Raw genomic sequence first — 13,788 nt, forward strand, 5'->3', positions numbered from 1 at the left:
GACTTCGCGGTGAGCCTGGTGGACAGCGATGGGGACTCAGCGACGAACACCCTGAGCGTGCAGATAGTGGATGATGTGCCGGCACAGCCTGTTGACCTTAATACCCGTGTCGAGGAGTTTTCGAATCCAGGCACCAATCTTATGATCATCCTGGATACATCAGGCAGCATGGATTACGCCTCGGGAGTGGCTGGATTTGCTACCCGCATGGCGATTGCCAAAGCATCCATTTTGCAGCTCATTCGTGATTACGATGATGTAGGGGACGTAATGGTGCGTCTGGTTGGTTTTGCCAGCTCGGCAACCACTAACTTCTTGGGATCTGGCGATGTCTGGCTGACAGCCACTCAGGCTTTGAATGTCATTAATGGTGTTACCGACTATTTGGGTAATGGCGGGACTGATTATGACGATGCTCTGATCAAGGCTATGTCAGCTTACGACTCGGCAGGAAAAATCATCGGTGGTCAGAGTGTGCTGTATTTCCTCTCTGATGGGGAACCCACCGAAAGTACCAATTGGCCAGGTGTTAGCGGTACCGGAAGTACGGGCATTAACACAGCGGAACAAACCGCTTGGGAAGCTTTCCTTAACAGTAATGATATCAATGCTTATGCCCTGGGCATGGGTACCGGCGCAACCGCTGGCGCGCTGACGCCGATAGCTTACAACGGAAGCTCTGGTCAACAGCAACCTGCTATCATTGTCACGGATCTGAGTCAGCTGGCTTCGACCCTGTCCGGGACAGTACAGGTCCCAACCACAGGGAATTTGCTGACTGATGCTGGGGTTGTATTCGGTGCTGATGGTCCGGCGGACTTGCCCATCACCAGTATCTCTCATGATGCAGATGGCAACCCGGAAACCCCGGATGTGGTGTATACCACGACGTATTCCGGCTACAACGCAATAACGCATGTGCTAACTATTCCCACTCATGGTGGGGGAACTTTCTCGGTCAATTTGTTGACAGGGGCATATAGCTATAGCTTGTCGCTGGACGTGGCAAATGACTATACAGAGACCTTCCGCTACACCATCAGCGATGCGGATGGGGACGTGAAGACCGGCGTACTCAACATGATCACGACAGATTCCAGTGATGTTATCGCCTATGACAACGGTGATGAAGCGCTGGTAACCCAGATCATGATCCCGGGGGCCACGACCAGCACCACACTGGCAGACTTTGGGGATACGACCAATTCTGCGAACAGTGGTGCCGGGTACAATCCCTGGATCTATGACACTTCTGGCACTGGTCGGAGTGTGATGTACTTGAGCTCCAGTTCCATTGGCGATGCCGTGGCGAGCAATGGCAACAAGTGGATTGTCAGTACGCTAGATACTTCAACCCTGGACGGCCGTGTTAGTGGAGGCATATTACAACTCGTTGATAGAAATGATGATGGCGCAGGTGCTGCACAGCTTTTGACCCCAGAGTTCGTCACTGGGCTGGCAGATACAACCACACTTAGCTTCCAATACGATAGAGCTAACGTACATGCCAGCGATACAGTGACTTGGAATCTGTACAAATTCGATGGTTCAAGCTGGGTTCAACTCTCTGGCGTTGGCTTTAGCGGTAATCTATCCGGTGATCCGGGTTCGTTGTCGACTATCACAACGTCTACCCTGGATGCAGGGACACGCTACCGGGTTTATTTCTCGGTGAATGATGGTTCTGGTAACTCTGACTCCACTTTGCAGCTGGATAATATCAAACTCAACGTGACGGCTGCGATTGCCTTGACGGCTGCACATGGCAATCTGTTAACCGAGCCCAACCACGACATGATGAGTGGCGATCCTTGGGGAAGTGTTGATGCCATCGGAGCGGAGAGCACTGTGCTCAAGATCTGGAATGGCAGCAGCTATACCGCAGTTACCACGAGCCAAACAGTAGTTGGGCTTTATGGCTCACTCGAAGTCTACAGTGATGGTACCTACACCTATACACCGAACCCGGATCTCAACAATGTGGGCAAGGCGGATGTGTTCAACTATCAACTGGCACAAAGTGATGGAGATCAGGATACAGCTCAGCTGACCATCAATATTGCTTCCAGTGCCACGGTGGCACCGATAGTAATGGAAGGTACCAATGCCAATGATGCCCTCGTAGGCACCAGCGGAGATGACGTATTACTCGGCCATGCAGGTGCTGATGTGCTTAATGGCAATGATGGCAATGACCGTCTGGAAGGAGGGGCGGGCAATGACACTTTGATTGGTGGTCTGGGTGATGACATTTTGATCGGCGGTCTTGGTAGTGACACCTTCAAGTGGTTGGCGGGGGATGCTGATGGCAGTACCGACAGCATAACTGACTTCACTCTGGGTAAAACGGCCAGCGGTGGCGATGTGCTGGATCTGTCTGATCTGCTGGTTGGCGTACCAGCGCTGGGGGACAACGAAGACTTGGCAGCCGTGCTGATCAACTATCTGCAGTTCAACACGACCACCAAGACGTTGACTATCGATCCTGCAGGGGCTGGTGGGGAGGCGGAACTGACAATTCAGTTCCAGAATACACTCGATCTGGCTTCTCTGGGTTCTAACCAGGATATCATCAAGCAACTACTGGATGACGGTAACCTTAAGGTTGATATTTAACCCTTGAACGGGGCCAGGCTTGCCTGGCCCCTGTTTTTTCCTCAAGGGGATGGATAAGATAGCGGCAGTAGAAGAGAGGGGTAATCATGCAGTCATTCAACTGGGTCGACATTGATGGCGTCCGTTATAGCTGGGATGGGCAAGGGAACATTACCTGCGCAGGCCAGTTTGGCTATCAGGCCTCGATCGCGGGGGATCGGCTGGATGGGATGGAGATTGAGAATGAGGCCGGTGATGTAGCGGGCTCGCTCTATGTTGACTTCGCTACGGCCTCTATCACTTATGTGCCGGTCATGGATACCGAGTCTGCCCATAACATGATTCTGGTTGGCCATCTTCAGGGTCAGCAGGAGTATCCGCTGGCCAGTTTTCACTCTCCGTTGTTGCAAGATTTGCTAGGGCCATCTGATACCATCCCTTGGTCTGCGATGGAGGAGGATAGTGGTAGCACCAATATCGGACAGGCGGTGCAAGGACACGTTCTGTCGTGGGACTCGTTCCATTTCGATGATGAGGTGTTGGTCTGTGGAGCCGCTCCTGCGCTGGATATGGCAAACCAGAGCCAGGATCCCGGCAGCATGGTCACTATCAGTCTCGATCTGACCAATCAGATACTGGATCAGATCCCCCCCTTGCACGATATATGAATCCCTTAGCTGCACGGGCATAATGACCTCAATCTTTCCGATTGAGGTTTTTTTCTATGTGGCGTCCCCTTCTTACTCTTTCCGCTCTGGTTGTCAGTGCTCCGCTGCTGGCGATTGAAGTGCCGCAAGCGCCCCATCTGGTGGTGAGTGGTTATGCCGAGCAGAAGACCGAACCCGATATGCTCACCCTCAATGTGGCGGTGAGTGCATTGGATAAGCAGGGTCTCAAGGCCAAGCAGCAGGTCGATACCAAGGTCGCAGCCTTTTTCAGCCAACTGGAAGGGTTGGGGATCAAGCACAGCGATGTTGAGGCTGGCAACCTGATGGTCTCTCCGGAATATCAGTATGGCGAGAACAAGAAGCCGGTATTGCTGGGATACCGTGCCCAACGGCAATTGGCGGTCAAACTCTATCAGCTGGATAAATTGAGCCCCCTGATGGATACCGCCCTCAAAGCCGGGCTGGAGTCCGTATCCCAGATTGAGTACGGGTTGAAGTCGCCGCAGGTTATCAAGGAACAGGCCCGTCTGAATGCCGTTGAGGATGCCAAAACCAAGGCTGAATCTCTGGCCAAGGCGTTCGGGATGAAGCTTGGCAAGGTCTACAGTGTGGAGTACCGCAATGCTTCGCCCATTACCGCCTACAGCCGCAACCTGAAGGTAGTGCAGGCCATGGCGATGGCTGCTCCTGCGGCGGATATGGCGGACAACAGCTATCAACAACAGCAGATCACGGTAAGTGATAATATCGAGGCTGTTTTCTTGCTGGAGTGATGCCTGTCGTTTAAGTCCAGTCATGAACAACCCCGCCATTTGCTGCGGGGTTTTTATTGCGCATCGATGCAGATATAAAAAAGCCGACGCTCGTGTTTACTTTATCGGGCGTCGGCTTTTTGTTGCGCTGGGTTTATCAGGCGGTCACAGCATCAGCCTTGGTCGCTTCAGGAGCAGGGTTGCGGATGAGGTAATCAAACGCACCCAGTGCAGCGGTGGCGCCAGCACCCATGGAGATGATGATCTGCTTGAACGGTACCGTGGTGGCATCCCCTGCGGCGTAGACGCCGGGCAGGGAGGTCGCCCCTTTGGTATCGATCTCGATCTCGCCAAAGCGGGTCAGGGCTATCTCGCTCCCTTTCAGAAACTCGGTGTTCGGTACCAGACCGATCTGGACGAAGATACCCGCCACGCCTAAGTGTTTGATCTCACCTGTGGTGCGATCTTCGTAATCCATGCCCACCACCTTGCTGCCATCACCGATCACTTCGGTGGTGCGGGCGCTCATGATGATGTCGATGTTGCCCATGGAGCGGGCCTTCTTCTGCAGCACCTCGTCGGCACGCAGGGTGTCGGCAAACTCCACCACGGTGACGTGCTCGACGATGCCTGCCAAGTCGATGGCCGCCTCGATGCCGGAGTTGCCGCCCCCGATCACCGCAACCCGCTTGCCCTTGAAGAAGGGGCCGTCACAGTGCGGGCAGTAGGCCACGCCCTTGGTGCGGTACTCAAGCTCGCCCGGCACGTTCAGGTCGCGCCAGCGAGCACCGGTCGCCAGGATCACGGCGCGGCTCTTCAAGGTGGCGCCAGAGGCGAGATCCACGTTGACGTAGCCATCCTTGCTGATGGCGGCAGCGCGCTGCTCGGTGATCACTTCCACGCCGTACTCTTTGACGTGTTGCTCCAGGCTGGCGGCCAGCTTGGGGCCTTCGGTGTAGGGCACGGAGATGAAGTTCTCGATGCCGACGGTATCCATCACCTGGCCACCGAAACGCTCGGCGACGATGGCGGTGCGAATGCCTTTACGAGCGGCATAGATGGCGGCGGCGGCGCCAGCCGGGCCACCACCGACGACCAGCACGTCGTAGGGATCTTTCTCATTCAGCTCGGCAGCTTTGCGCTCTGCGGCGCCGGTGTCGAGTTTGGCGACAATCTCTTCCAGCGAGATCCGGCCCTGGCTGAACGGTTGGCCGTTCAGGTAAACATTCGGTACCGCCATGATTTGACGCTCGGCGACCTCTTCCTGGAACAGGGCGCCGTCGATCATGGTGTGGGTGATGCCGGGGTTCAGGGTCGCCATCAGGTTGAGGGCCTGTACTACGTCCGGGCAGTTGTGGCAGGAGAGGGAGATATAGGTCTCGAAGTGGAACTCACCCTTGAGATTGCGGATCTGCTCCTGCACCGCCGCATCGGCCTTGGAGGGGTGGCCGCCGCTTTGCAGCAGGGCGAGCACCAGAGAGGTAAATTCATGACCCATGGGGATGCCGGCAAAGTGAACGCGCGGGGCTTGGCCCTGCGGCGCGACACTCATGGAAGGCTTGCGAGCGGCAGTGCCAGAGGTCTGGGTGATCTTGGGGGACATCTCGGCGATCTCGCTGGCCAGTGCCAGCAGTTCTGCAGATTTGTCGCTGTCGTTGCCGGACACGCTGATCTCGATGGGATTGACGATGTACTGCAGATAGGTGTTCAGCTGTTGTTTGAGGTTGGTATCCAACATGGTCGAATTCCTTCTTGTAATGGCGAGTTGGCATTAAATGTGAGTCGGTCTGCTTTCAGGCCTATTTGGCAATGCCGGAAAGCAGACCGGCCCTTATGCGGGCCGGTCTTGGAAGCGGGAGGCTTAGATCTTGCCTACCAAGTCCAGGGACGGGGCCAAAGTGGCTTCGCCTTCTTTCCATTTAGCCGGGCACACTTCACCCGGGTGGGAGGCAACGTACTGGGCCGCTTTAACTTTGCGCAGCAGTTCCAGTGCGTCACGGCCGATGCCGCCAGCGTTGATCTCGACGATCTGGATGATGCCCTGCGGGTCAATTACGAAGGTACCGCGGTCAGCCAGACCAGCTTCTTCGATCATCACGCCGAAGTTGCGGGTGATGGTACCAGTCGGGTCACCAATCATCGGGTACTGGATCTTCTGAATGGTGTCAGAGGTGTCGTGCCATGCTTTGTGAGTGAAGTGGGTATCGGTAGAGACAGAGTAGATCTCGACGCCCAGTTTCTGGAATTCAGCGTAGTTGTCAGCCAGGTCGCCCAGCTCGGTCGGGCAAACGAAGGTGAAGTCAGCCGGGTAGAAGAAGACCACGGACCACTTGCCTTTCAGGTCAGCGTCAGACACCTGAACGAATTTGCCATTGTGGTAGGCGGTAGCATTGAACGGCTTGATTTCAGTGTTGATGTAGGTAGACATGTAATTGCTCCTTGGTGATGTACATATGCCGGTCTGGTGTTGAAGAGTCTTGCCAGACGAGGCGCTTAACTTTCGATGGATTCATCATAGGGGCTTCCGCTAATCGATAAAAGCCGCAATTTTGAATCGCTTAAATCTACTTATTAGATAGCCCACTATGGCTGTACCTAACATGAATATCTCTGGCCTACTGAGATAACTCCTTGTCGTGGTTCAATATCTGTGCGCTACATCGCCTTTTCAAGGCATAAGAAGGGGTGTGCAGAGCCACGATGACGCGATGAGATAAACGGTGGTGCAAACAGGTGGCGCAGGAGGTTGAGGCAGCTGCTCGCAGCGATGGGGATGTGCTGGCAAGGGGAGGGAGAAAGGCGCAGATAAAAAAATCCCGGCGCTATCGCAACGACAGGGCCGGGTCATCAAACAAGGAATGGCTATATAAACAAATGCTTTACAGCAAAGACTAACTACGGGGTGTGCAAACTTGCAGACATATGAGAGGAAGATAATGGGTGCACAATCCCTCGTCTCCCCCTCGGCAACTATTGCATGAGAGGGATGATAGTGTGACGCAGATCACAAGGCAAGTATTTGGTGTAATTTTTCAATCAAAATGAAAGTGTTTCATCATTTCAGCTTATTTAGACAACTGAAAACGCTTTTATTGTAATTTAATTACAGGATGGTCTATCAAAAGTCGGTAGGTGGTTCCTGCTCTTCCATCAATTCCAGCAGGTTGATGGCCACGGAAATAAAGTCTGACTCGGTGACAATGCCGATCAGCTTGCGTCCTTTGAGGACCGGCAGGCAGCCATATCTGTGGCGCTGTAGATAGAGCGCTGCCTCCTTGATGCCAGCGTGAGGATCTACGCTCGCCACTTGCCGTGTCATGATCTCGTCGAGTTGCACGCTGTCGGTAAATTCTGCTTCCCGCTCCGGGCTGATGAGCAGCAGTTTGGATTCCCGGGTAGCCAGGATATCGGTGAGGGTCACCAGCCCCAGCAGGTGGTGCTGCTCGTCGACGATGGGAATGTGGCGGATCCGCTCCTGCTGCATCAGATCCATCGCCTGTTTGACACTGTTTGACGGACCCAGAGTGAAGGGATGTTCGGTCATGATTTCGGATAGGGTCATCATGGTGGGCCTCCTTGTGTATCTGCTTTCACCCTAGCCCAGTGCCCATTGGCAAAACATGATCAGGGTCAATACAGAACATTAAAGAATCATTAACCGGAGGTGTGTCTCAATATTGCTCGCTACCCCTTGTCTCTCTTGGGTTTTTGGTCTTTTGGGTTGCCTTGGAACATGGGGATAATTAGACTAGCCGCCGATTCCCCCCGAGGTGAAAGATGCAAGTATCCGATTTTCATTTTGATCTGCCAGACGAACTGATTGCCCGTTATCCGATGGCTGAGCGTACTGCCAGCCGCCTGTTGCAGCTCGATGGCCAAACTGGCGCCCTGCGCCACGGTCAATTTGTGGATGTGCTGGATCAGCTCAATCCGGGTGACCTGCTGGTATTCAATAACACCCGTGTCATTCCGGCACGCATGTTTGGCCAGAAGGCCAGCGGCGGCAAGCTGGAGGTACTGGTCGAGCGCATTCTGGACGAGCACAGCGTGCTGGCCCATGTCCGGGCCTCCAAGGCGCCCAAGCCCGGCACCCGGATGATCATGGATGGTGGTGTGGAGGCAGAGATGCGTGCCCGCCACGACGCCCTGTTCGAGATCCACTTCCTCGACCCGCGTCCGGTGCTGGAGATTTTGGAGGCCATCGGCCACATGCCGCTGCCCCCCTATATCGATCGTCCCGACGAGGATGCCGACAAGGAGCGCTACCAGACCGTTTACAATCAAAAACCGGGGGCTGTCGCTGCGCCGACCGCCGGCCTGCACTTTGATGAGCCGCTGCTTGAGAAAATTCGGGCCAAAGGGGTTGAAACGGCCTTCGTCACCCTGCATGTAGGGGCGGGGACCTTCCAGCCGGTGCGGGTTGAGAAGATTGAAGATCACCACATGCACTCCGAGTATGCGGAAGTGCCGCAAGAGGTGGTAGATGCCATCGCGGCCACCCGTGCTCGTGGTGGTCGGGTGATTGCCGTTGGCACCACCTCGGTCCGTTCGCTGGAGAGCGCGGCCAAGGTCACCCTGGCGCAGGGCAAACCGCTGGCGCCCTTCTTTAGTGACACCGATATCTTCATCTTCCCTGGCTATCAGTTCCAGATTGTCGATGCCATGGTCACCAACTTCCATCTGCCGGAGTCGACCCTGATCATGCTGGTCAGCGCCTTCGCCGGTTATGACAACGTGATGGCGGCCTATCAGGCAGCCGTGGCCGGACAGTACCGTTTCTTCAGCTACGGGGACGCCATGTTCGTCACCCGTCGCCAGGTTGAAGCATAAGCTTCAGCTTATTTACCGGGCCGTGAGCGGCCCTCCTATTGTCAGACTGTTTATCTGACGCAGCCGAGGTAGCAATGAAATTTGAACTGAAAACCACCGACGGCCGTGCCCGTCGCGGTCAACTGGTCTTCGAACGTGGTGTGGTACAAACGCCGGCCTTTATGCCGGTCGGGACGTATGGCACCGTCAAGGGGATGACCCCGGAAGAAGTGCGTGAAACCGGCGCCCAGATCCTGCTGGGTAACACCTTCCACCTCTGGTTGCGTCCGGGACAGGAAGTGATGCGTGCCCACGGCGATCTGCATGACTTCATGAACTGGCAGGGCCCGATCCTGACCGACTCCGGTGGTTTCCAGGTGTTCAGCCTGGGCCATATTCGCAAGATCACCGAAGCGGGCGTCCACTTCCGTCACCCCATCAATGGCGAGAAGATCTTCCTCGACCCCGAGAAGTCCATGGAGATCCAGTACGATCTGGGCTCCGACATCGTGATGATCTTCGACGAGTGCACCCCGTACCCGGCCACTTATGAAGAAGCGCGCAAGTCCATGGAGATGTCCCTGCGCTGGGGCAAGCGTTCCCGCGACAAGTTTGATGCGCTGGGTAACAAGAACGCCCTGTTCGGCATCATTCAGGGCTCGGTGTACGAAGATCTGCGGGATGTCTCCCTCAAGGGGCTGCTGGAGATCGGTTTCGACGGTTATGCAGTCGGTGGTCTGGCCGTGGGTGAACCCAAAGAGGACATGCACCGTATCCTCGAGCACGTCTGCCCGAAAATTCCGGCTGACAAGCCGCGCTACCTGATGGGTGTCGGCAAGCCGGAAGATCTGGTGGAAGGGGTGCGCCGTGGTATCGACATGTTCGACTGCGTCATGCCGACTCGCAACGCCCGCAACGGCCACCTGTTCACCACCGATGGCGTAGTGAAAATCCGCAACGCCCAGCACCGCAACGACACCAGCACCCTGGATGCCGAATGCGATTGCTACACCTGCAAGAACTACAGCCGTAGCTACCTGCACCATCTGGACAAGTGCAACGAGATCCTCGGTGCCCGTCTGAATACGATTCATAACCTGCGTTATTACCAACGCGTGATGCAGGGTTTGCGGGACGCGATCGAGCAGGGTAAATTAGACGACTTTGTAACAGAGTTTTACCGTCGGCAAGGGAAGCCTGTGCCTCCGTTAGCTGAAAATGACGTTAAATAACAACAACATATAATTTTGTTTTTTTAAATCTACATCAATAAGAGGTTGTTAAATGAGCATTATCTCCAAGGCGTATGCAGAAGGCGCAGCACCGGGTGCACAGGGTGGTGGTATGGAAATGATCATCATGCTGGCCGTATTCGGCCTGATCTTCTACTTCATGATCTATCGTCCCCAGGCCAAGCGTGCCAAGGATCACCGCAATCTGATGAGCTCCTTGTCCAAGGGTGATGAAGTGCTCACTTCCGGTGGCCTGGTTGGCAAAATTGCCAAAGTGGCTGCAGACAGCGATTACCTGGTGATCGCCCTGAACGACCAGACTCAAGTCACCATCAAAAAGGACTTCGTCTCTGCCGTTCTGCCCAAGGGTTCTATCCAGTCCCTTTAATCTCCCAAGGAGCACAGCGTGTTGAATCGCTATCCGCTGTGGAAATACCTGATGGTGATCCTGGTGATCGCCATCGGTTTTCTATATGCAGCCCCCAATCTTTACGGCGAAGATCCGGCTTTGCAGGTTTCTGCCAGCCGTGGTGCCGAAGTCAAGCTAGATACTCTTGATCTGGTGAAAGAGACCCTTGAAGCGGCCAAGATCCCGGTCAAACATGCTGCATTCGAGCACGGTTTTATCCTGATCCGTTTCAAGAACACTGAAGACCAGCTGAAGGCGCGCGATATCGTTGCCAACAAGCTGGGCGACAACTTCATTACCGCACTCAACCTGGCACCTTCCACTCCCGCCTGGCTCGAAGCCATCGGTGCGGCGCCTCTGAAGCTGGGTCTTGATCTGCGCGGTGGTGTGCATTTCCTGATGGAAGTGGACATGGCCGAAGCACTAACCAAGCAGCAAGAGCAGATGGTGCAGGATTTCCGCTCCGAGCTGCGCACCCAGAAGATCCGTTACTCCGGCGTGCGCCGGGTCGGTGATCAGGTGCAGGTGATCTTCCGTGACGAAGCCGATCAGGAACGCGCCGTTTCTCATCTGCGTCGTCAGAACCCTGATTTGACCTTCACTACCGAGCAGAAAGGGGATGAGTTTATCCTGCTGGCTGGTCTGAGCGAAGCCAAGATCAAGGAAGTGAAGAAGTACGCCCTCGAGCAGAACATCACCATCATCCGTAACCGGGTCAACGAACTGGGCGTGGCCGAGCCGCTGGTACAACAGCAAGGCGCCGAGCGCATTGTCGTTGAACTGCCCGGTATTCAGGATACCGCTCGTGCCAAGGAGATCCTCGGTGCGACCGCGACCCTGGAGTTCCACATGGTCGATGAGGCGGCTGATATTCAGGCGGCTGCTGAAGGGCGAGTTCCCCCCAGCTCCAAGGTCTACAACGATCGCAACGGTCGTCCCGTGGTGCTGCAAAAGCGGGTGATCCTGACCGGTGACCACATCGTGGGTGCCCAGTCCGGTTTCGACGAGTACAGCCGTCCCCAGGTCAACATCAAGCTGGATGGCCAGGGTGGCAACAAGATGGCCAACTTTACCAAGGACAACGTCGGTAAAGGGATGGCGACCGTCTTCATCGAGTACAAGCCGGTCGGTCAACCGGGTCCGGATGGCAAGCGCAAGTTCCGCAAGCAGGAGGAGGTGATCAACGTCGCCACTATCCAGTCGCGTCTTGGCAGCCAGTTCCGTATCACTGGTATCGACAACGCCAACGAAGCCCACAACCTGGCGCTGCTGCTGCGTGCCGGTGCCCTGATCGCCCCGATCCAGATCGTGGAAGAGCGCACCATTGGCCCGAGCCTGGGTCAACAGAACATCGACAGCGGTATGGAAGCCATCGGCTGGGCCATGCTGGTGATCGTGCTGTTCATGGGGATCTACTACCGTGCGTTCGGCTGGGTTGCCAACCTGGCGCTCTGTATGAACCTGGTGTTGATTGTCGGCATCATGTCGATGATCCCGGGGGCCACCATGACACTGCCGGGGATCGCCGGTATCGTCCTGACGCTGGGTATGGCGGTGGATGCCAACGTGCTGATCTACGAGCGTATTCGTGAAGAGATCCGCAACGGTCGCGGTGTTCAGCAAGCCATCCATCTGGGCTTTGATCGGGCATTCTCCACCATCGCCGACTCCAACGTGACCTCGCTGATCACCTGCGTGATCCTGTTCGGAATCGGTACTGGCGCCATCAAGGGCTTTGCCCTGACGCTGGGCATTGGTCTGACCGCCTCCATGTTTACTGCCATCACAGTTTCCCGTGCCATTATCAACCTGGCTTGGGGTGGACGGCGTATCGACAAGCTGCCCATCTGAGGATAGAGAGATGTTTCAGATTCTACATTTTGAAAAACCGATCCCGTTTATGCGCTATGCCAAGCCGGGTGTGGTTTTCTCTTCCGTGCTGATGGTGGTAGCCCTGTTCTTCCTGTTTGATCGGGGTCTGAACTGGGGTCTGGACTTTACCGGTGGTACCACCATCGAGGTGGGGTTCCAGCAGTCGGTGAGCCTGGACAAGATCCACGACGCTCTGGAAGAGCAGAAGATTGAAGGGGCAACCCTGCAACACTTTGGCTCCAGCCGTGACGTGCTGTTCCGCCTGACCCCGAAAGAGGGGGTCAAGGTAGAACAACAGGGTAACGAAGTGCTGGCGGCGGCCAAGCAGCTCGACGAGGGCGCAGTGCTCAAACGCGTCGAGTTCGTCGGCCCTTCCGTGGGTGATGAGCTGGCGACAGACGGTGCGCTGGCCATGCTGGCCTCCATCCTCTGTATCCTGGCCTACGTGGCAGTGCGTTTCGAATGGCGTCTGGCGCTGGGGGGCATTCTCTCCCTGGTGCACGACGTGGTGATCACGCTGGGTGTCTTTGCCTACTTCCAGTATGAGTTCGACCTGACTGTACTGGCGGCACTGATGACCCTGGTGGGTTACTCCCTGAACGATACTATCGTGGTGTTCGACCGCTTGCGGGAGAACTTCCGCAAGGTGCGTAAAGGGGATACCGAGTACATTCTGGATCTCTCCATGACCGAGACCCTGAGTCGTACCATCATCACCTCCGGCCTTACCTTTATCGTGGTGCTGGCGCTGCTGCTCAAGGGCGGTGCACTGATCCACGGTTTTGCCGTGGCCATGGTGATCGGTGTGGCGTTCGGTACCTACTCCTCCATCTATGTGGCGAGTGCGTTTGCCATGTTCCTCGGCGTCAAGCGCGAGCACATGCTGCCCACCCAGGTAGAGAAAGAGGGGGCGGACCAACAGGAAATCCTGCCGTAACAGTGAAGAGCGCCTCATGGCGCTCTTTTCTTATCTCTGCGTGTCGTTTGCTGACGCACATGATTTAAACAACAGGAGTTTGTCATGCATCACAATCCCCGTTTTTTGGCGCTGGTTGACGGGATCCGCTCCCGCATCACCGAAACCGATGTTCACCAGATCAAGCGCTGGCAGGACGAAGGGCGCACGTTTCACCTGATCGACGTGCGGGAAGAGAGCGAGTGGGCCAAAGGCCATCTGCCCGGTGCCCGATATCTGGGTCGTGGCGTGATTGAGCGGGATATCGAGACCCAGTTCCCGGATCTCGAGACCGAGCTCTACCTCTATTGTGGTGGTGGTTTTCGCTCAATTCTGGCGGCGGACAACCTGCAACAGATGGGTTATCGCAAGGTGATCAGCGTCGACGGCGGGTTTCGCGGTTGGTGCGATGCCGGATACCCTGTCGAATCCTGATTTATTTGAGGTAGAGGGGCACAGCTACATGACAAAGAGGCAGTTGACCTTTACCATATGC

12 protein-coding genes are annotated in these 13,788 nt (G+C 55.7%); 9 read left to right on the forward strand and 3 right to left on the reverse strand.

Annotated features, from left to right (window positions below; all coding sequences use genetic code 11):
• The 3 genes from NOM06_RS20880 to NOM06_RS05605 form a co-directional block, all read left to right on the forward strand.
• Positions 1-2,616 (forward strand): type I secretion C-terminal target domain-containing protein (locus NOM06_RS20880; protein ID WP_305120739.1); only part of this gene is annotated, 2,616 nt, incomplete at its 5' end.
• An 86-nt stretch (positions 2,617-2,702) separates the two neighbouring features.
• The gene (locus NOM06_RS05600) at positions 2,703-3,263 is read left to right on the forward strand and encodes a hypothetical protein (protein WP_255910363.1); all 561 of its coding nucleotides are present in this window, start codon (positions 2,703-2,705) and stop codon (positions 3,261-3,263) included.
• Between the two features lie 56 nt (positions 3,264-3,319).
• Positions 3,320-4,036 carry an SIMPL domain-containing protein gene (locus NOM06_RS05605; protein ID WP_255910365.1) on the forward strand — a complete coding sequence of 239 codons (717 nt, stop codon included), beginning with the start codon at positions 3,320-3,322 and terminating at the stop codon, positions 4,034-4,036.
• A gap of 136 nt (positions 4,037-4,172) precedes the next feature.
• On the opposite strand, the gene ahpF is transcribed toward NOM06_RS05605, so the two are convergent.
• The 3 genes from ahpF to NOM06_RS05620 all read right to left on the reverse strand — a co-directional run bounded on the left by ahpF (position 4,173) and on the right by NOM06_RS05620 (position 7,580).
• Positions 4,173-5,753, reverse strand: coding sequence for an alkyl hydroperoxide reductase subunit F (ahpF, locus tag NOM06_RS05610; RefSeq protein WP_255910367.1), 1,581 nt, complete (start codon positions 5,751-5,753; stop codon positions 4,173-4,175).
• Between the two features lie 123 nt (positions 5,754-5,876).
• Positions 5,877-6,443: an alkyl hydroperoxide reductase subunit C gene (ahpC, locus tag NOM06_RS05615; protein WP_005337335.1), complete on the reverse strand. Its 567-nt coding sequence runs from the start codon at positions 6,441-6,443 to the stop codon at positions 5,877-5,879.
• A 690-nt stretch (positions 6,444-7,133) separates the two neighbouring features.
• Entirely contained in the window at positions 7,134-7,580 is a 447-nt protein-coding gene (locus tag NOM06_RS05620) for a CBS domain-containing protein (RefSeq protein WP_005337333.1), read from the reverse strand.
• A gap of 212 nt (positions 7,581-7,792) precedes the next feature.
• Between NOM06_RS05620 and queA the strand changes: the two genes are divergently transcribed.
• The 6 genes from queA (at position 7,793) to NOM06_RS05650 (ending at position 13,727) form a co-directional block, all read left to right on the forward strand.
• Positions 7,793-8,845, forward strand: coding sequence for a tRNA preQ1(34) S-adenosylmethionine ribosyltransferase-isomerase QueA (queA, locus tag NOM06_RS05625; protein WP_005344678.1), 1,053 nt, complete (start codon positions 7,793-7,795; stop codon positions 8,843-8,845).
• A 74-nt stretch (positions 8,846-8,919) separates the two neighbouring features.
• Complete coding sequence (gene tgt / locus NOM06_RS05630; protein ID WP_005337329.1) at positions 8,920-10,056, forward strand: tRNA guanosine(34) transglycosylase Tgt; 1,137 nt, start codon at positions 8,920-8,922, stop codon at positions 10,054-10,056.
• 52 nt (positions 10,057-10,108) lie between these two features.
• Positions 10,109-10,444 carry a preprotein translocase subunit YajC gene (gene yajC, locus NOM06_RS05635; RefSeq protein ID WP_005337327.1) on the forward strand — a complete coding sequence of 112 codons (336 nt, stop codon included), beginning with the start codon at positions 10,109-10,111 and terminating at the stop codon, positions 10,442-10,444.
• Positions 10,445-10,462: 18 nt separating this feature from the next.
• Positions 10,463-12,316, forward strand: coding sequence for a protein translocase subunit SecD (gene secD / locus NOM06_RS05640; protein ID WP_255910369.1), 1,854 nt, complete (start codon positions 10,463-10,465; stop codon positions 12,314-12,316).
• A gap of 10 nt (positions 12,317-12,326) precedes the next feature.
• A complete protein-coding gene (secF, locus tag NOM06_RS05645; protein ID WP_005337322.1) occupies positions 12,327-13,274 on the forward strand; it encodes a protein translocase subunit SecF in 948 nt (315 codons plus the stop codon).
• Positions 13,275-13,358: 84 nt separating this feature from the next.
• Complete coding sequence (locus tag NOM06_RS05650) at positions 13,359-13,727, forward strand: rhodanese-like domain-containing protein (RefSeq protein ID WP_019446086.1); 369 nt, start codon at positions 13,359-13,361, stop codon at positions 13,725-13,727.
• Positions 13,728-13,788: the final 61 nt, after the last annotated feature.

This window comes from Aeromonas sp. JL9, from assembly GCF_024436075.1.
In the GTDB taxonomy this organism is placed as follows: Bacteria; Pseudomonadota; Gammaproteobacteria; order Enterobacterales; family Aeromonadaceae; genus Aeromonas; species Aeromonas veronii.